15 protein-coding genes, 1 tRNA gene and 3 pseudogenes are annotated in these 18,429 nt (G+C 72.5%); 8 read left to right on the top strand and 11 right to left on the bottom strand.

The annotated features are described in order from the left end of the window. The first annotated feature begins 414 nt into the window (after positions 1–414). A complete protein-coding gene (locus ACP4IX_RS02950; protein WP_426520195.1) occupies positions 415–1,713 on the top strand; it encodes a YeeE/YedE family protein in 1,299 nt (432 codons plus the stop codon). A 51-nt stretch (positions 1,714–1,764) separates the two neighbouring features. Here the strand turns inward: ACP4IX_RS02950 and ACP4IX_RS02945 are convergent, their stop codons facing one another. From ACP4IX_RS02945 to ACP4IX_RS02935, 3 genes and pseudogenes are all read right to left on the bottom strand, one after another. Next, a complete protein-coding gene (locus ACP4IX_RS02945; protein WP_426520197.1) occupies positions 1,765–2,322 on the bottom strand; it encodes a TetR/AcrR family transcriptional regulator in 558 nt (185 codons plus the stop codon). A 10-nt stretch (positions 2,323–2,332) separates the two neighbouring features. After that, complete coding sequence (locus ACP4IX_RS02940) at positions 2,333–2,914, bottom strand: sugar O-acetyltransferase (protein ID WP_426520199.1); 582 nt, start codon at positions 2,912–2,914, stop codon at positions 2,333–2,335. Between the two features lie 86 nt (positions 2,915–3,000). Further along, positions 3,001–3,159: pseudogene (locus ACP4IX_RS02935) on the bottom strand (MFS transporter); the annotation flags it as partial. Between the two features lie 188 nt (positions 3,160–3,347). Between ACP4IX_RS02935 and ACP4IX_RS02930 the strand changes: the two are divergent. Beyond that, entirely contained in the window at positions 3,348–4,064 is a 717-nt protein-coding gene (locus ACP4IX_RS02930; protein WP_426554675.1) for a GntR family transcriptional regulator, read from the top strand. A 35-nt stretch (positions 4,065–4,099) separates the two neighbouring features. Here the strand turns inward: ACP4IX_RS02930 and ACP4IX_RS02925 are convergent, their stop codons facing one another. The 5 genes and pseudogenes from ACP4IX_RS02925 to ACP4IX_RS02905 all read right to left on the bottom strand — a co-directional run. Further along, positions 4,100–4,948: an amidohydrolase family protein gene (locus ACP4IX_RS02925; RefSeq protein ID WP_426520203.1), complete on the bottom strand. Its 849-nt coding sequence runs from the start codon at positions 4,946–4,948 to the stop codon at positions 4,100–4,102. Further along, positions 4,945–5,937, bottom strand: coding sequence for an aldo/keto reductase (locus ACP4IX_RS02920; RefSeq protein WP_426554761.1), 993 nt, complete (start codon positions 5,935–5,937; stop codon positions 4,945–4,947). The genes ACP4IX_RS02925 and ACP4IX_RS02920 overlap by 4 nt, the downstream gene beginning before the upstream one ends. Before the next feature lie 32 nt (positions 5,938–5,969). Then, entirely contained in the window at positions 5,970–6,725 is a 756-nt protein-coding gene (locus tag ACP4IX_RS02915) for an SDR family NAD(P)-dependent oxidoreductase (protein WP_426520205.1), read from the bottom strand. Beyond that, positions 6,722–8,068: an enolase C-terminal domain-like protein gene (locus tag ACP4IX_RS02910; RefSeq protein WP_426520207.1), complete on the bottom strand. Its 1,347-nt coding sequence runs from the start codon at positions 8,066–8,068 to the stop codon at positions 6,722–6,724. Before ACP4IX_RS02910 ends, ACP4IX_RS02915 begins: the two co-directional genes overlap by 4 nt. A 163-nt stretch (positions 8,069–8,231) precedes the next feature. Further along, positions 8,232–8,518: pseudogene (locus ACP4IX_RS02905) on the bottom strand (BRCT domain-containing protein); the annotation flags it as partial. A gap of 211 nt (positions 8,519–8,729) precedes the next feature. Between ACP4IX_RS02905 and ACP4IX_RS02900 the strand changes: the two are divergent. Beyond that, positions 8,730–9,935 carry a Cmx/CmrA family chloramphenicol efflux MFS transporter gene (locus ACP4IX_RS02900; RefSeq protein ID WP_426520334.1) on the top strand — a complete coding sequence of 402 codons (1,206 nt, stop codon included), beginning with the start codon at positions 8,730–8,732 and terminating at the stop codon, positions 9,933–9,935. 43 nt (positions 9,936–9,978) lie between these two features. After that, positions 9,979–10,053 (top strand) — tRNA-Ala (locus ACP4IX_RS02895). A gap of 202 nt (positions 10,054–10,255) precedes the next feature. Here the strand turns inward: ACP4IX_RS02895 and ACP4IX_RS02890 are convergent. Beyond that, entirely contained in the window at positions 10,256–10,795 is a 540-nt protein-coding gene (locus ACP4IX_RS02890) for a DinB family protein (RefSeq protein WP_426554674.1), read from the bottom strand. A 474-nt stretch (positions 10,796–11,269) separates the two neighbouring features. On the opposite strand from ACP4IX_RS02890, the gene ACP4IX_RS02885 reads away from it, so the two are divergent. The 3 genes and pseudogenes from ACP4IX_RS02885 (at position 11,270) to ACP4IX_RS02875 (ending at position 15,647) form a co-directional block, all read left to right on the top strand. After that, complete coding sequence (locus ACP4IX_RS02885; RefSeq protein ID WP_426520211.1) at positions 11,270–13,489, top strand: MMPL family transporter; 2,220 nt, start codon at positions 11,270–11,272, stop codon at positions 13,487–13,489. 111 nt (positions 13,490–13,600) lie between these two features. Beyond that, positions 13,601–13,945, top strand: a pseudogene (locus ACP4IX_RS02880) (hydroxylase); the annotation flags it as partial. Between the two features lie 316 nt (positions 13,946–14,261). Beyond that, the gene (locus ACP4IX_RS02875) at positions 14,262–15,647 is read left to right on the top strand and encodes a S28 family serine protease (protein ID WP_426554673.1); all 1,386 of its coding nucleotides are present in this window, start codon (positions 14,262–14,264) and stop codon (positions 15,645–15,647) included. 266 nt (positions 15,648–15,913) lie between these two features. On the opposite strand, the gene ACP4IX_RS02870 is transcribed toward ACP4IX_RS02875, so the two are convergent. Next, on the bottom strand, positions 15,914–16,612 hold the full coding sequence (locus ACP4IX_RS02870) for an NAD(P)-dependent oxidoreductase (RefSeq protein ID WP_426554672.1): 699 nt from the start codon (positions 16,610–16,612) through the stop codon (positions 15,914–15,916). Between the two features lie 196 nt (positions 16,613–16,808). Here ACP4IX_RS02870 and ACP4IX_RS02865 point away from each other — a divergent pair, with 196 nt between their 5' ends. Next, positions 16,809–17,786: an RNA polymerase sigma-70 factor gene (locus tag ACP4IX_RS02865; RefSeq protein WP_426554671.1), complete on the top strand. Its 978-nt coding sequence runs from the start codon at positions 16,809–16,811 to the stop codon at positions 17,784–17,786. Here the strand turns inward: ACP4IX_RS02865 and ACP4IX_RS02860 are convergent. Next, on the bottom strand, positions 17,734–18,405 hold the full coding sequence (locus ACP4IX_RS02860) for a CBS domain-containing protein (RefSeq protein ID WP_426520219.1): 672 nt from the start codon (positions 18,403–18,405) through the stop codon (positions 17,734–17,736). The genes ACP4IX_RS02865 and ACP4IX_RS02860 overlap by 53 nt on opposite strands. Positions 18,406–18,429: the final 24 nt, after the last annotated feature.

The raw sequence follows: 18,429 nt of genomic DNA, 5'->3' as shown, positions 1-18,429 counted from the left end.
ACCCCGCCCGTGGTCAGCGGACGCCGTGACCGGCTGGACACCCACCGCCCCGGCCGGACGATGTACGGCCTCCACGCTGAGGCCCTCGCTGATTCCCGCGCTGAGGCCCGCGCGGTGGTCGGCCGCCGGCCCACGGCAGGGAGAGCCCCACTGCGGGCGCTCCGGCATGTCTCCCTGTCCAGTCCGCCATCCACATGGCGAGACGGCGTGGCGCCCGGAACGTCTCACTCCGTATATTCGCACGCATGTATGCATCGGCTCCGCTGCTGTGCCTCGCGCTCTTCGCGAACTCGGCGTGGTGCGTCGACGACGGCCTCTGTCGCCGCTGAGCCCCGCACCGGCCGCGTGAACCCCGCGCCGCCGGTCCGCCAGCGCCACGCCCGCCGTCCCCGTGCACCCCACCGGAGATCTTCCGTGACCACCGCACCCCCAGCCGGGTCGACCCCGGCCGCGCCGCCGCGCGCGCCCGCGGCCCTGTTCACCCCGTCCCCCACCTCCTCCGCCCGGCCCGAGGCGCCGCCGCTGCCCCCGGTACGGCGGACGCCGCTCGCGGTGTCCGGCCTGCTCGCCGTGGCCCTGACCGCGTACGTGTGGTCCGCGCACGGCGCCAAGCCGGGCGTACTGCTCCTGCTCGGCCTCGGCCTGGGCGTCGCCCTCTTCCACTCCCGGTTCGGCTTCACCTCCGCCTGGCGGCAGCTGGTCGCCGTCGGCAACGGGGCCGGGCTGCGGGCGCACGCCCTGCTGCTCGGCACCACGGCCACCCTGTTCGCGCTGCTCATCGGTACGGGCACCGGACTCTTCGGCTCCCAGCCGGCTCCGTCCGCCGGGCCGATCGGAGTCGGTCTCTTCGCCGGCTCGGCGCTCTTCGCGATCGGCATGCAGCTCGGCGGCGCCTGCGCCTCGGGCACCCTCTTCGCCGTCGGCTCGGGGCAGGGCTCGGTGGTGCTGACGCTCGGCGGCTTCGTCGCGGGCGCCACCCTCGCGGCCTGGCAGTTCGACCTGTGGAAGGACCTCCCGGCCTGGGAACCCGTCGTGCTGTCCGATCACATCGGCTGGTTCGGCTCCTGGGCGGTGACGATCGTCGCCCTGCTGCTGGTGGTCCTGGTCACCCGGCGCGTCCAGGCACGCCGCAACCCGCCGCCTCTCGGGGCCGTGCCCTCGGCGCGCGGCGCGGCACTCCGCGCCGTCCGCGGCTCCTGGCCGCTGGCCGCGGGCGCCCTCGCGCTGGCCGTGCTCGGCGCGGGCGTCCTGCTGGTCTCCGGCGGAGCCTGGGGCGTCACGAGCGCCTTCAGTCTGTGGGGCTCGGAGCTGGTCGGCGCGCTCGGCGGCCAGCCGGAGAACTGGACGTGGTGGCAGCGGCCCGGCAACGCCGAGATGCTGGCGGGCCCGGTACTCGCCGACAAGACCAGCCTCACCGACATCGGCATCATGATCGGCGCGGCGGTCGCCGCGTCGGTCGGCGGCACCTGGGCCCTGCACCGGCGCATCCCCTGGCGCACGGCGGTCGCGGCGGTGCTCGGCGGCGTGCTGATGGGCATCGGCGCCCGCCTGGCCGGCGGCTGCAACATCGGCGCCTATCTGGCGGGCATCGCCTCGGGCAGCCTCAGCGGCTGGCTGTGGGGGGCCTTCGCACTGGCCGGCACGTGGGTGGGCCTCAAGCTGCGCCCCCTGTTCGGCCTGGGCAACCCCAAGCCGGGCGACGGCGTCTGCTGAGACGGAGGATGCCCGTGCGGCGCAGGGGTCAGGCCTGAGCCGCACGGGCGGCTACGGGGTGCGCCGGTCCGTGGTGGTGACGCGGGCGACGGCCTCCAGGGTGAGCGTCCGCCCGTGGGGCTCACGGGCCAGCGCGCGGTGCAGTGTCAGGCCCTCGATGAGGGCGTCGAGCTGGCGGGCCGTGTCCGGGTCGAAGTGCTTCTCCAGATGGACGCGGCTGCGGCGCATCCACTCGTGGGTGAGTTCCCGGTAGGCCGGCTGGCGTGCGGCGAGGGTGTAGAGCTCCTGGGTGAGCACCAGGTCCCGCTGGCTTCCCTCGGACAGGAGGTGCACGAGGTCGGCCACGGCTTCCCGGGCCTCGTCGCGGTCGGCCGCGGCACCGAGGCGGGCGTCGAACACGGCGACGATGTGGTCGGTGAAGTGGCCGAACGCCTCCCGCAGCAGTTGGTCGATGCCACTGAAGTGGTAGGTCATCGAGCCCAGGGGGACCCCGGCGCGCGTGGCGATCTTCCGGTGGGAGACCCGCGCGATGCCCTCCTCGGCGATCAGGTCGAGCGTGGCGGCGATGATGCGTTCACGCCGCTTCGGATCCGTGTGTCCGGTGGCCATGGGAGCAGGCTCACACCTTCCGCACCGGCCGGGCAGGGTTGCCCACGGCCACGACGTTCGCGGGCACGTCCTTCGTGACGACCGCACCGGCGCCGATGACGGCGTTGTCGCCGATGGTCACGCCGGGCAGGACGACGGCGCCACCGCCCAGCCAGACGTTGTCCCCGATGGTGATGGGCCGGGCGGCCTCCAGCTTGTCCCGCCGGGGCCCGGCCTCGAGGGGGTGCGTCGGGGTGAGCAACTGGACGCCCGGCCCGATCTGGCAGTCCTCGCCGATGGTGATCGCCGCGACGTCCAGCGCGGTCAGGTTGTAGTTGACGAAGGTGCGCGCGCCGATCGTGATGTTGCTGCCGTAGTCGACGTACAGCGGTGGCCGCACGTGCGCCTCGGCGCCCAGGGAACCGAGCAGCTCCGCGAGGACCGGCCGCGCGGCCGCCGCGTCCTGCGCGTACGCGGACTGGTAGCGGGCCGCCAGCCGCACGGCCTGCTGCTGTCTGCGGGCGATCTCGGGATCATCGGCGATGTAGAGGTCGCCCGCCTCCATGCGTTCGAGGTTCGTGCGGGGGTCCTGCGCGAAGTAGTCCGTCGGCATGCGCACGATCATAGGCCCTGGAGCGTACGAACGTACACTCAGCGGCGGTGGGCCGACCGGAAAACGCCCTGCCCGGCGGACGCCGCTCAGTGCCGCCGGGGCTGCAGCACGCCGGCGCACAGGAGGACGAGCAGCCCCGCGACCGGCACCACCAGCAGCCCCACCCGCAGACTCGCCGCGTCGGCGACCAGTCCCACGGCCGGCGGAGAGAGCAGGAAGCCCAGCCGCATGAGCCAGGAGACGATGGTCCGCACCCGCCGCAGCGACGAGGACGTCTCCCGGCTGCTCGCGGTGGCCTGGTGGGAGTGGCCGCCGACCGCACCACCGGGCACGTACGAACCGCCGTGCCGGGCACCGTCACCGACCTCGAAGCGGCGGTCCCACCTCGTTAAACTGGCGCTCGCCGTAACGCACAGCGCACTGAGGAGACCGGATGCCGGCACACGACCCGTCCGTCTCCGACGACGCGGCCGAGCCGCGGGGACCGTCCGCCGCGCCGGTCCGCCAGGTGCTGTCCGACAGCGTCTACGAGGACGTCAAGGCCATGGTCATGGACCACCAGATCGCCCCCGGGGCACGGGTCGGCATCGAGGCCCTGGCCCGCACGCTCAACGTCTCACCGACCCCCGTGCGCGAGGCCCTGGCCCGGCTGGAGGCCGACGGTCTCGTCGTCAAGCGCTCCCTGTCCGGGTACCGGGCGACCGAACTGCTGACCCGTCAGGGAGTGGAGGAGCTGTTCGAGATGCGGCTGCTCCTGGAGCCGCGAGCCGCCGCCCTGGCCGCCCGGCACGCCGACGAGTCCCAGCTCGACGCCGTCGAGACGATCCTGGAGGACATGCAGGCCCACCCCGGCCCCGCCGGACCGTACGCGGCCTACCGGGACTTCGCCGCCCTGGACCAGCGTTTCCACGACGCGATCGCCGAGGCCGCCGGCCGGCCCCTGCTCGCGGACGCGGTCGAGCGGCTCCACTCCCACCTGCACATCTTCCGCCTCAGCAGTCTGCAGAGCGAAGGCGCCCCGACCCTCGCGGAGCACGAGCGCGTGGTGCGCGCGATCCTGCGCCGCAGCGCCGAACGTGCCGCCGAGGCGATGGCGGACCACCTCACCCGCAGCCTGGAACGCCGGCTCAGCCGGCTCGGACCCGGCTGACGCCGCACCTCACCCGCCGTGAACGCCGATGCCGGTCATCCCGCCATCCGGTAGACGCGCCGGGCGGTGCCCGACCACACCTCGTCCCGCTCGGGCGCGGTGAGCGAGGCGGTCAGTTCCCCGGTGGCGTCGAGGACGTCGCGGTAGCGGGCGGCGAGGGTGCTCACCGGCCAGTCGGAGCCGAACATGAGCCGCCGTGGGCCGAAGGCGTCGAGCACCGTGTCGGCGTACGGTCCGAGGTCGCCGACGGTCCACGACCGCCGGTCGGCCTCGGTGACCATGCCGGAAAGCTTGCATACCGTGTTCGGCAGGGCGGCCAGCGCGCGCACATGCCGGGCCCACGGTTCCCGTCGGCCCGACGCGATCGGCGGCTTGCCGAGATGGTCGAGGACGAAGGTGAGTCCGGGGACGGCGGCTGCCGCCCTCGTGGCCGACGGCAGCTGGTGCGGGAGGACCACGAGGTCGTGGACGAGCCCGGCCGCCGCGACCGCGCGCAGCCCGCGCAGCACCTCGGGCCGCGTCAGCCAGTCCGGGTCGGACTCGGCCTGCACCTGGTGCCGGATGCCGCGCAGGAACCCGCCGCCGGGCAGTGAGCGCAGCCGCGCCAGTTCGTCGGCGACCCCGGGCGACGTCAGGTCGGTCCATCCGACGACCGCTCCGACCACGTCGCTGCCCGCGGCCAGCGCCAGCAGCTCCGGCGTCTCCTCGGGCACGGTGACCGTCTGCACGAGCACCGAGGCCGCCACTTCCGTCTCGCGGATCTCGGCCTCGAACTCCGCGAGGAGGAACGAGCGCCGCAGCGGGGCGAGTTCCGGACCGGTGATCCACTCCTGGTCGCGAACTCCGAGGTCCCAGACGTGATGGTGGGCGTCGACGACGCTCATGCTCCTCCCCGGACCGGCACCGGTACCGCACCCGGCAGCAGACCCCGCGTCCGCAGGCCCTCCCACACGGTGTCGGGGACGGGACGGTGGAACTGCTCGGCCGCGTCCCGGACCTGGGCGGCCGACCGCGCCCCGAGGAGGACGGAGGCGACCGCCGGATGCCCGAAGGGAAAGCGCAGCGCGGCCGCACGCAACGGCACTCCGCGCGATTCGGCGACGTCGCGCATCCGCTCGGCCCGGCGCAGGACGCCGGCGGGAGCCGCCGCGTAGTCGTAGGTGGCACCCGGCGACGGATCGGCCAGCAGCCCGGAGTTGAAGACACCGCCGATGATCACACTCTTGCCGGCCGCCGCGGCGGCCGGCAGCAGGGTGTCCAGCGCGCCCTGTTCGAGAAGGGTGTAGCGCCCCGCGCACAGCACGGCGTCGACGTCCGTGTCCGTCAGGAAGCGCGTCAGCATGCGGGTCTGGTTCATTCCCGAGCCGATCGCCCGTACGACCCCCTGCGACCGCAGTTCCTCCAGCGCCGGATAGGCCTCCCGGAACGCCTGCTCCTCGTGGTCGTCCGGATCGTGCAGCAGGACGAGGTCGACGCGGTCGAGCCCGAGGCGGGTGAGGCTGTCCTCCAGCGAGCGGCGCACACCGTCGGCACTGAAGTCCCACTGCCGCCGGTGGGTGGCCGGTACGGCGAAGCCGTGGGCCAGGTCGTCGCCGCCGCCGTCGTGCGGGACGAGCACGCGCCCCACCTTGGTGGACAGGGTGAACTCGTCGCGGGGCCTGTTCCTGAGGGCCTCGCCCAGTCTGCGTTCCGACAGGCCGAGGCCGTAGTGCGGGGCGGTGTCGAAGTAGCGGACGCCCGCCTCCCAGGCGGCGTCCACGGCAGCCGCCGCCTGCTCCTCGCCCACGTGCGCGTAGAGACCGGCGACGGCCGCGGCGCCGAACCCCAGGGCGGTGACGGAGACATCGCCGCGACCGAGGGTGCGGCTCGGCAGCGACGGGGCGGCACCACCGCCGTCCGGCCGCTTCACCGTCCCTCCGGCCGCAGCCGCAGGCCCTGCATCCCGCCGTCCACCGCGAGCGCGGTGCCCGTCACCGAAGCGGCGGCCGGGCTTGCCAGGTACACGATGGCCGCGGCGACCTCCTCGGCGGTGACCAGCCGGCCCATGGGCTGACGGGCGTCGAGCGCGGCCCGCTCGGCGACCGGGTCCGCCGCCCGGTCGAGGAGGCGTGCGACCCAGGGGGTGTCCGCCGTACCCGGGTTGACGCAGTTCACGCGGATGCCCTCCCGGACGTGGTCCGCCGCCATGGCCAGGGTCAGGGACAGGACCGCGCCCTTGCTCGTGCTGTACAGGGCGCGCTGCGGGAGTCCGGCCGTGGCCGCGATCGAGCAGGTGTTGACGACGGCGGCGTGCGCGGAGGCACGCAGGTGGGGGAGGGCGGCGCGAGTGGTGCGGACCATCCCGAGGACGTTCACGTCGAGGACCCGGTGCCACTCGGCGTCGTCGTGGTCCTCGACCGTTCCCACCGCTCCGATGCCGGCGTTGTTGACCAGGATGTCGATGCCCCCGAGGTCCTCGGCGGCGGCGGTGACGGAGGACCGTACGGAAGCGTCGTCCGACACGTCCGCGAGGTACCCGCGCAGGGGCTTGTCGACGGTCGACGGATCGAGGTCCAGCACGGCGACGTCGGCGCCGCGGGCGGCCAGCAGACCGGCGGTGGCCCTGCCGATGCCGGACGCGCCGCCGGTCACCAGGGCTTTGAGCCCGGACAGTTCGCTCATCGGTTCGTCCTCTCCTGCGGTACGGCGAGGTCGTCGGCGTCGTTGACCCAGAAGGTGCCGTGCGGGTAGCGGTAGGCGGCGATCGACGCGGCGCGCATCTGCGAGGAGAAGCCGGGCGCGGTGGGCGCCACGTAGTGCCCGTTCGCGAGGGTGACGGGGTCCTCGAAGTGCTCGTGCAGGTGGTCCACGTACTCGATCACGCGGTCCTCGGTCGTACCGGTCAGCGCCACGAAGTCGAACATCGACAGGTGGCGTACCAGCTCGCACAGGCCGACGCCGCCGGCGTGCGGGCAGACCGGGACGCCGTACTTGGCGGCGAGCAGCAGGATCGCCAGGTTCTCGTTGACGCCGCCCACCCGGGCCGCGTCGATCTGCAGGACGTCGATCGCCTCGGCCTGCAGCAGCTGCTTGAAGACGATGCGGTTCTGGACGTGCTCACCGGTGGCGACCTTGACCGGGGCGACTCCCCTGCGCACGGTCGCGTGCCCGAGGACGTCGTCGGGGCTGGTGGGCTCCTCGATCCAGTACGGGGCGTATTCGGCCAGCGCGTTGGTCCACTCCACGGCCTCGGCGACGTTCCAGCGCTGATTGGCGTCGACGGCGATCCGGACGTCGGGGCCGACGGCCGCGCGCGCCGCCCGCATCCTGCGGATGTCGTCGCTGAGATCGGCCCCGACCTTCAGCTTGATCTGGGTGAAGCCGTCCGCGAGCGCCTGTTCGGCGAGCCGGACCAGCTTCTCGTCGGAGTAGCCGAGCCAGCCGGGAGAGGTGGTGTACGCCGGGTAGCCGGACGCCAGGAGCCGGGCCTCGCGCCCGGTGGCGCCGTTCTTGCCCTCCCGGAGCAGCGCCACGGCCTCCTCGCGGGTGAGGGCGTCCTCGATGTAACGGAAGTCCACCTGGTCCGCGAGCCATTCCGGTTCGGCGTCGGCAAGGAGCTTCCACACCGGTTTCCCCGCGCGCTTGGCCGCCAGGTCCCACACCGCGTTGACGACGGCGCCGATCGCCATGTGCATCACGCCCTTCTCCGGGCCGAGCCAGCGCAGCTGGCTGTCGCCGACCAGGGCCCGGCAGACCGACCCGGGATCGGCGCACACCGCCTCGACGGACAGGCCCACGACGTGATCGCGCAGCGCCGCGATCGCCACGGCCTGCACGTCGTTCCCGCGCCCGATGGTGAAGGCGAACGCGTGGCCCTCCAGCCCGTCACCCGCGTCGGTCCGCAGGATCACGTACGCGGCCGAGTAGTCGGGGTCGGGGTTCATCGCGTCGGAGCCGTCGAGCTCGCGTGAGGTGGGGAAACGGATGTCGATCACGTCGACTTCGGTGATGCGCGCCGCGGCCATGGTCGCTTCCCCACTGGAATCAAATAGGATCCTGTCGCCCTGATGGTGTGGCAGGTTCGATCGCCTCGTCAAGACCTGGGACTCGACCGACCGTTCGCCGTCTGCTCGGGTTGCCCACGTCGCAAGGTGAAATATCCCATAGGATTTCGCGCGCCGGATCCCGTCACCCGTGCTCGGCTCGGTCGAGAAGGCCGGCGACCAGTGCGGCGAACTCGTCCGGGGTGGCCAGGCGGATGCCGAGCTGTTCGGCCTTGGCCTGCTTGGAACCGGCCCCCTCGCCGGCGACGACGAGCGTCGTCTTCTTCGAGACGCTGGAGGAGGAGCGCCCGCCGGCCGCTCGACGAGTTCGTTCCTCTCGTTGCGCGAAAGCTTCTCCAGGCTTCCGGTCATCGCCCCGGTGACCACGACGCGCATTCCCGCCAGCGGACCGCCCTCCCCCGCAGCCACGGCCATGTCGTCGCCTTCGCCTTCGCCTTCGGCGGCGTCCACGATCACTGCTGCAGAAGTCGTCATGAGTGCATCTTGCCGCCCACCGCGGACAATCGGTCCGGGCACCGGCCTGCCGCATCGTGAGACGACGCCGGGTGGGGGAATGGCTGGAAGCGGTGCATCGTTGACACCTGTCATGCCCGCATCTTCCGTACGGCCCGCAGCATCCCGCATGCCGCTCGCCGTCTACATCCTCGGCCTCTCCGTCTTCGCGCTCGGCACGAGTGAGTTCATGCTCTCCGGACTGCTGCCGCCCATCGCCGACGACATGGCCGTGTCGATCCCCCAAGCAGGTTGGCTGATATCCGCGTTCGCGATCGGCATGGTGGTCGGCGCGCCCCTGCTCGCGGTCGCGACCCTGCGGCTGCCGCGGAAGATCACGCTGGTCGCGCTGATCTCGGTCTTCGGCCTCGGCCAGTTCGCGGGGGCGCTGGCGACGACGTACGAGCTGCTGTTCGTCTCGCGGGTCGTGAGTGCCCTGGCGTGCGCCGGCTTCTGGGCGGTGGGCGCCGCCGTCGCCATCGCGATGGTGCCGAAGACCTCACGCGCCCGTGCGATGGCCGTGATGATCGGCGGTCTGTCGATCGCCAACGTCCTCGGCGTCCCGGTGGGCGCGTTCCTCGGCGAGCACCTCGGATGGCGGTCCGCGTTCTGGGCGGTCGGCGCGGCGTCCGTCGTCGCGCTCGTGGGAGTCGTGACCCTGATCCCGCGTATCCCGGTGCCCGAGCGGCGGCCCCGGCTCAAGGGCGAGCTGGCGATCTACCGCGACCGTCAGGTCTGGCTGTCCATCGTCATGACCGCGCTCGCGGCCGGCGGCGTGTTCTGCGCCTTCTCCTACCTCGCGCCCCTGCTCACCGATGTGGCCGGCCTGGAGGACGGCTGGGTGCCGACGGTGCTGGCGCTGTTCGGCATCGGCGCGCTGATCGGCACGACGATCGGGGGCCGGGTCGCCGACGCGCACCTGTTCGGCGTGCTGCTCTCCGGCATCACCGCCTCGACCGTGCTGCTGGCCGCGCTGGCGCTGTTCGCGTCGAGCCCCGCCGTCGTGATCGCCCTTTCGCTGCTGCTCGGCGTCTCCGCCTTCTACACCGCGCCGGCGCTCAACGCGCGCATGTTCAACGTCGCCGGCGCCGCGCCCACCCTCGCGGGCGCGACGGCGACCGCCGCGTTCAACCTGGGCAACACCGGCGGCCCCTGGCTCGGCGGCACAGTGATCGACGCGGGTCTCGGCTACGCCGCCACCGCCTGGGCGGGCGGAGCGATGACTCTGGTCGCGATCGCCTTCGTCGCCGTCTCGCTGCGGCTGCACAGCCGGTCGCGCATCGTGACGGGCTCCATGGCCGTCGAGCCGGCGGGCGCGGATACCCAGCGGGTGTGACCCCTGCCGGAGCGCGGAAGCGCCATGTGCGATCGTCGGCAGGGCGGGGTCGTGGCACAGAGGTAATGCGCCGCGACAGCATCCCGGAGGACGCCGGTTCGCATCCGGCCGCCCCGCCCCCCCTCGACCGCACGGTCACTGCGGCCGCACGCGCTCCGTGACCGCACGCGCTCCGTGACCGCACGGCACTCACACGCTCGGTGACGGCACCGAACGCACGCGCTCGGTGACCGTACCGAACGCACCCGCTCGCCGCCCGACGCCCGGATCACCACCCGCGCCGGGTCCGGCTCCGCACCCGGTGGCGTCAGCGGCGGGCGTCAGCGGCGCGCGTTCCGGGCTCCGTGCAGGATGCGCAGGAGTCCGATCTCCGCGACGTTCTTGGTCAGTTCGACGTTGACCCAGCCCGCCACGTCCGCCAGGGACATGCCCGCGCCCCAGGGCAGGGTGGCGGTCCTCTCCGTGGAGTCGAGTTCGGCGTCGGTGAGGCCGTCCAGCCGCTCCCGCCACTGCTGGTGCAGTCCACGCAGCCAATCCACGGCGCCTTCGGCGGTGCCCGGCCAGAAGACCTCCTCGTGCTCCGACGGCGTCGGGTCCTGGAAGCAGTGGCGGAGTGTGGCAGTCCACCAGTAGCCGATGTGCCAGGTGACCCATCCGATGGTGAGCGCCGGCACCGGCTCGGGCTCCGGCACCTGGAAGTCGGCGACCCACCGCCCCCGCTCGTCCGGCCGGACGGTCCAGTGGTACCGGCTGGGCGCCCACAGGCACTGGGCGTCGTCCAGACCGTCGGCGTGGTGCTCGAACAGGGCCCAGGCGATGTCGAGCTGACGGAGCAACAGGTCGGTCCGGGGTGTGCTCATCCTCGGTGTGCCCTTTCCTCCCCGTGGCTTCGGGGCACGGACCACGCGCTGCGCCCTTGGACCACCGTACCTGTCGGTGTCACCCACCCGCCGTGACATCGGGACCGCACGGCTGACGTCGACGGGCGACAGGCCGGCCACCCCACCGGTGCCCGCATCCGCGGGAGAACCCGCCCCGTTGCCGCACCCCTTGGACGGTCCGCTGCGGTCCGGGGGTGCGACGCCGGTGATCTGCTCACCTGAGTCGGCTGCCCGCGGCAACGAAGTGCGGCGTACATCCATCTCTGTCCTCTACACCCGGGGGAGAGGAACACGGCGGTGCACTACACCCACTGGAGTACGCCGGTCCAGACCCAGGGTCGGATCACATGCGTCGGACTCCGGGCGAGCATGGATGTGCACCCCGGTCAGTGTCTCCGCCTTCCCCCATGTGCCGGGTCTTCGTCCTGCCCGTAACCCGAAGGATTGGTCCCAGTGGCTACGTTCCTCTATCGACTCGGCCGACGCGCATTCCGGCGCCGCGGCCTCGTCGCCCTGCTCTGGGTGGCCATACTCGTGGGCGCAGGCGTCGCCGCGTCCACGGCGCCCGCCCCTCCCGAAGACTCCTTCTCCATGCCCGGCACGGAGTCCCAGAAGGCATTCGACCTCCTCGACGAGCGCTTCCCGGCAGCCAGTGCCGAGGGCGCCACCGCACGCGTCGTGATCCGCGCCCCCGACGGCGGGAAGATCTCCGACCCGGCCGGCAAGGCCAAGGTCGAGGAGCTGGTGACGGCCCTCGGCGACGGCCCGCAGGTCGCCTCGGTGGCCGACCCGTTCGAGGCGGACGCCGTCAGTGAGGACGGCACGACCGCGTACGCCTCCGTGACGTACAAGGTCAACGCCATGGAGCTGACCGACCAGGCCCGTGACTCGCTCGTCGCCGCCACCGACGACGCGCGCAGCGACGGCTTCACCGTCGAGACCGGCGGTGACGCGGTCGTGGCCGAACAGGAGATAGGCGGCACCGCCGAGCTGATCGGTATCGGCGTCGCCGCGATCGTGCTCCTGCTGACCTTCGGCTCGCTCGTCGCGGCCGGCATGCCCCTGCTCTCGGCGATCATCGGTGTCGGCATCGGCATCTTCGCCATCGGGGCGCTCGGCAGCACGCTCGAGCTCTCCGCCACGACCTCCACCCTCGCCATGATGATCGGCCTCGCGGTCGCCATCGACTACGCCTTGTTCATCGTCTCCCGCTACCGCGCGGAGATCGCCGAGGGCCGCACCCCGGAGGACGCCGCGGGGCGCGCGGTCGGCACCGCGGGCTCCGCGGTCGTCTTCGCGGGACTCACCGTCATCGTCGCCCTGTCGGGCCTCGCGGTGGTCAACATCCCGATCCTCACCAAGATGGGCCTCGCCGCGGCGGGCACGGTCGGCATCGCCGTGCTGATCGCGCTCACCCTCACGCCGGCGCTGCTCGGTTTCGCCGGCAAGAAGGCGCTCAGCCGCAAGGACCGCAAGGCGCCCGCCGGACAGGCGGACGCGTCCGCCAAGCCGAAGCTCGGCACCCGCTGGGCCCGGTTCGTGCTGCGGCGTCCGGTGACCGTGCTGCTGACCGCGGTGCTCGGCCTCGGTGCCGTCGCGGTGCCGGCCGCGAGCATGGAGCTGGGCCTGCCCGACGAGGGCAGCTCCGCACCCGACACCACGCAGCGCAAGGCGTACGACATGCTGTCCGAGTCCTTCGGCGCCGGGTTCAACGGCCCGCTGATGGTCACCATCGACACCCGGGACGCGGACGACGCGAAGGCCGCCGCCGACACCGTCGGCAAGGAGATCACGGGCCTCGGCGAGGCCGCCGCCGTCACCCCGGCGAACTTCAACGAGGCGGGCGACACCGCCGTCCTCACGGTCGTACCCAAGACGGGGCCGAGCGAGGTGGCCACCGAGTCGCTGGTGGAGGACATCCGTTCACTGTCCGGTGACATCAGGGCAGAGACGGGCGCGACCATGCTGGTCACCGGCGCGACCGCGATGACCATCGACTTCTCGCAGACCCTGGACGACGCGCTCATCCCGTACCTGGCCCTGGTCGTCGGCCTCGCCTTCCTGCTTCTGATGCTGGTCTTCCGCTCGATCCTCGTCCCGCTCAAGGCGGCCCTGGGCTTCCTGCTCTCGGTGGCCGCGGCGCTCGGCGCGGTGGTCGCGGTGTTCCAGTGGGGCTGGCTCGCCGACCTCTTCGGTGTGGCGCAGCCGGGTCCGATCATGTCGATGATGCCCATCTTCATGATCGGCGTGGTCTTCGGCCTGGCCATGGACTACGAGGTCTTCCTCGTAACGCGCATGCGTGAGGCGTACGTCCACGGATCGTCCGCCGCCGACTCCGTCACCACGGGATTCACCCACGGCGGCCGGGTCGTCGCGGCGGCCGCGATCATCATGGTCAGCGTCTTCTCCGGCTTCATCCTGGAGGACGACAGCATGATCAAGATGATGGGCTTCGGCCTCGCGATCGCGGTCCTCTTCGACGCCTTCGTGGTCCGTATGGCCATCGTGCCGGCCGTGCTGGCCCTGCTCGGCACCAAGGCCTGGTGGCTGCCCACGTGGCTGGACCGACTGCTGCCGAACGTCGACGTCGAGGGCGAGAAGCTCCACAAGGAGCTCGGCGACACCACCGCACCCGCGGGACCCTCCCGCGAGCCGGAGACGGCCGGAGTCTGACACCCACGTGTACCGCCCCGGTGACCTGGTCCTCCAGGCCGCCGGGGCCTTCGCGTGCCAGGGTGCACGACGGCAGGTACGACGGCCGAGCCTTGCGGACGGAGGACGACCGCGATGACCGAGGAGGGACACGGGGGCCAGGAGTACGTGATCACCGGCCCGGAGCTGCTGACCGCCGGCGACGAGGTGGCGGCGATCGCTGCCGCCCGCGGTGAGGAGATCACCCTGGTCGAGCTCACCGAGGAGCAGGCCGTCGCGCGGTGGAGGGCGGCGGGACACCCGGAGGATGCCGTCACCTTCCTGCTCGAGGTGTACGGGGACACCCCGGAGGTGGGCCGCACGGTCGTCGACACCGCCGAGAAGGTCACGGGCCGCCCGGCCCGCACCTTCGCCCAGTGGGCCGCGGACCACGCGGGCACCTTCCGGGCTACGGCCCCGGTGGGCACGATGCCGTAGGGCGCCTGCGGGAAGGCGGGCACCCCGGCCCTGGCGCGGAGCGCCGCGGCCCGCCCTCTGGCCGGAGGCGGCCCGGCCCGGTCGCCGCGGGCGGACCCGACGGTCCCGTTCTCCGCGACGTACTCGGTCTCCTGCACCCGGCCCTGGTTCCCGAGCGTTGCCGGGCGTCTCCCCCGTGCGGGGGAGACGCTCCCCGCCTGCGGGGGATCCGCCGCGACTCTTCGGCGGCTGTACTGGAGCGGTCGGCAGGAGACGGACGGACGCCGGCCGTGCCGGGGCACAGCCCGCTGCGGCCGGGGCGGGGAGGGAGACCAGGATGAGTGTCTGGAGAAAGCGCCTGCTGAAGGCGGCGGTCATGGGGATGCTGTCCCTCGCGGTCGTGCCCGCGGCGCCGGGAACGACGACCGCTCAGGCGGCAGCCGTGACGGCGGCCGTCGAGGGCGACGGGCAGCGGCAGGGCGACGTACTCGACGCGCTGCGGGCGCTGCCGGGGCTCAGGGTCGTCGAGGAGCGGCCGGGGGCCGAACCGGGATACCGGTTCTTCGTCCTCGGCCTGCGCCAGCCCGTCGACCACACCGATCCGTCGGCCGGCACCTTCGAGCAGCGTCTCACCCTGCTCCACAAGTCGACGGACCGCCCCACGGTGCTCTTCACCACGGGGTACGAGGTACCGCTGTCGCCGCGACGGGCCGAGCCGACCGTGCTGCTCGACGGCAACCAGATAGGCGTCGAGCACCGATTCTTCGGCGCCTCGCGCCCGGCGGCCGTCGACTGGTCCCACCAGACCGTCCGCCAGGCCGCCGACGACCATCACCGTGTGGTGTCGCTGTTCCGCGGGCTCTACCGCGGTGCCTGGATCTCGACGGGCGGCAGCAAGGGCGGCATGGCATCCGTCTACCACCGCCGTTTCCACCCCGATGACGTGGACGGCACCGTCGCGTACTCCGCGCCGAACAACGTCGACGACCGCGAGGACTCCGCCTACCTGCGGTTCCTCGACACCATCGGCTCCGCCTCCTGCCGCGACGCCCTCAAGACGGTGCAGCGGCAGGCCCTCCTGCGCCGCGAGGAGATGGTCGACCGCTACGAAGCATGGGCGGCGTCCACCGGCAGCACCTTCCGCATCGTCGGCAGCGCCGACAAGGCCTTCGAAACGGCCGTGCTGCGCGCCCCGTTGATGTTCTGGCAGAACCGGGGCGCCTCCCACTGCCCCGACGTCCCCGCGCCGGACGCGACGACCGAGGAACTCTACCGCTGGCTGGACGCCACCGCGCTGCTCTCCGCCTACTCCGACCCGGTCGTGGAGGACCACGTCCCGTACTTCTACCAACTCGGGACCCAGCTCGGGTACTTCGACGTCCAGACCGCCCATCTGGTCGGCCTCCTGCGTCACCCGGACGCCGTTGAGCCCCGCAACTTCGTTCCCCGGGATGTCCCGATGCGCTTCGACCGCCGTGCGATGCCCGACATCGACCGCTGGGTCCGTCGGCACGGCAGCCGCCTCCTCTTCGTCAACGGGGACCAGGACCCGGCCGTCGCCGAGCACTTCCGCGTCGGCCCCGGCACCCGCGACTCCCGCGTCCACTGGGCGCTCGGTGCGAACCACCACGTCGGCATCGCGGACCTTCCGCCCACCGCCCGAGCCGACGCCACGGCCGCCCTCCGCCGGTGGGCCGGCGACCCGGCCCCCGCAGCGGGCTGACAGGAGACGAGATCCTCAGAGGCCCCGGGCGGCGTCGCCAGCGCTTCGCCGAGGCTGCTGTCGGTCAGCCGAGTGCGGTCCCGCAGTGGCGTGCCGCAGAGGAGTGGGAAGCGCTCGGGGTCAGCGGGGGCAGCCCCGCTCCCGCGCCGGCCGCGGTGCCGGGGCCCGCGGCGCGGTCGCCCCACACGCTGGAGTCCACAGTGGAGTCCGACCGCACCCCGCCCGTGCCCGCCTCCCTTTCCCGGAGACGGGCACGGGCGCGCGTCCTACCCGAACGCCTCCTTCCTGAGGACATCGAGGAGGCCCGGAACGCCTTCCGTGGTGCGGACGTCGACGAACGTGCGCAGATGGCGCCCGGACAAGTCACCCACCGCGTGGCGCAGCAGCGCGTGCGCGAGATCGGCGCGTGCGGTGTACCGGCCGGGCAGGCGCGTCTCGGCCAGTTGGTAGTCGCTCACGACCGAGGCGTCGAAGAGTCCGGCGGGGCGGATCACGGTCCAGTCGCGGTCGCTGTCGGCGAGCAGGGCTTCCATGCGCCGCATGTCGTCGTAGACCGTGCGGCCCAGGAAGCCGGTGATGAAGGGTTCCAGTACTTTGCGGAAGAGCAGCGACTCGCCCGGAGCGGGCACGCCGAAGAGCACGGTGGAGGTCACACAGACCAGGCGCCGCACCCCGTGCCGCGTCATGGCCTTCACGATGTGGGTGGCACCGTCCGCATACACCGTCACGGGGGCGCGGCCGTAGGGCGCCCCGAGCGTGGAGACCACCGCCTCCTGTCCCGCTACGGCGCGTGCGACCGCGTCCGGGTCGCGTACGTCCGCACGCACCACGTGCAGCCGTGGTCCGCTCAGCGGGAACGCGCCGGGCCGGCGCGTCACGGCGGTGACGCTGTGGCCCTCGGCGAGGGCCTGTGCGGTGGCCAGCAGTCCCGTGGGTCCGTTCGCCCCGAAGATCACGAGTTTCATGCGGCTCTCCGTCCAGATCGGTGATCGGTGGTGCCGGCGTACCGGCTTCGCTGTTCACTCACCGTTCAAGAGGCGGCGGGGAGACCGAATGTGACACCGGCGATCCGGGGAGGGGGAGGGAATTGTCTCCGGCCGGATGTCACACTCCGCGGGGCGTTCGCATCTTGGATGGAGTGTCCGAACCAGGAGGTGTGCCATGCGGGAGGGGCCCGAGGACTCGGTGGCGGACGGCACGGTGGACGCGGCGACACAGGTGTTCGTCGACCATCGCGAGCTGCTGTTCTCCGTCGTCTACAACATGCTCGGGAGTGTCGCGGACACCGAGGACGTACTCCAGGAATCCTGGCTCTCGTGGGCGGACAGGACGCGTCGCTCCCCGCAGGAGGCCATCGGCAATCCGCGGGCGTACCTCGTGCGCGTGGCGGTCAACCACGCGCTCGCCCGGCGCGCCGGCATCCGGCGGCGCCGCGAGACCTACGTGGGGCCGTGGCTGCCCGAACCGCTCGTCACCGAGGACGTCGCCGACGCGGCCGATCAGGCACTGCGTACCGAATCCGTGTCGATGGCGCTCCTGGTGGTGCTGGAAACCCTCAGTCCCCTGGAGCGGGCGGTGTTCGTCCTCCACGAGGTGTTCGGATACGCCCACACGGAGATCGCCGACATCCTCGACCGCACCCCGGCCGCCGTGCGTCAGCTTTCCCACCGGGCTCGCGCGCACGTCCGGGCCCGACGTCCCCGCTTCCGTACGCGCCCGTACCTCCAGCAGCAGGTGACCGAGCGTTTCGTGGCCGCGGCCCTCGGGGGTGACCTGGCCACGCTCATGGAGATCCTGGCCCCCGACGTCACGCTGTGGACGGACGGTGGCGGCAAGGCGCGTGCGGCCCTGCGGCCCGTCCACGGACGCGACAAGGTGGCACGCACGCTGGCCGGCTTCGCCTCCCGGCCGCCGGACGGCCTGGACGTGCGGTTCCGCAGCGTGAACGGCGACCCCGCCGCGGTGGTCTTCACCGGCGATTCCCCGTACGCCGTCATGGTCGTGGATCTGTCTCCGGAAGGCGGCCAGGTCTCCGGCATCTACCTCGTCACGAATCCCGACAAGTTCTCCGGACTTCGCGACGAGGTCAGGGACCGACGGAAACCGAGCCCCCGGCGTCGGTCTCTCCCGCCGGCCTGAACTCCACGGCGACGACGCCGTCGACGCGGCGGCAGTGTTCTTCCAGCGCGGGGACGGACACGTGGTCGGGGAGCCGGCCGCTGAGGACGACATGTCCGTGCGTCACATCCACCTGCACCGACGAGGGAGCCAGACCGAGGGCGTTGACCAGGGCCTCTTCGATGATCTCGGTTCGGATCGCCCGGTCCGTGCGCAGGAAGACCCGCAGCAGGTCGCTTCTGCTGACGACCCCGATCAGCCGCCCCGCTTCGTCGACGACCAGGAGCCGCTTGATGCCGTGCCGGGCCATCACCCGGGCGGCGTCCACGACGCTCCAGCTCTCGCGGGCGCAGACCGCGGGGGAGGTCATGAGGCCCGCCGCGTCCGTGGCGGACGCCTTGCCACCGTCCGGCCGGGTCCGCTCCTCGTACGCGGGGGAACGGTCGGAATCCGTGCCCCACATCTTCTGCAGGAGGTCCGCCTCGGACACGACCCCCACGGGGCGGTTCTCCTCGTCCACGACGGGCACCGCCGTGATGTCGTACTCCTGCAGCAGGTGTGCGATCTCCTTGAACGGTGTGCCGCGCTGGACGCGGACCACGGCGTCGCTCATCAGATCGCACACCTTCTGGTGCTTCATCAGGGGTCTTCTCCTCCGCTGCCG

This window comes from Streptomyces sp. WG5 (assembly GCF_049974565.1).
Lineage (GTDB): Bacteria > Actinomycetota > Actinomycetes > Streptomycetales > Streptomycetaceae > Streptomyces.
This window is presented reverse-complemented; position numbering and strand designations above follow the sequence as displayed.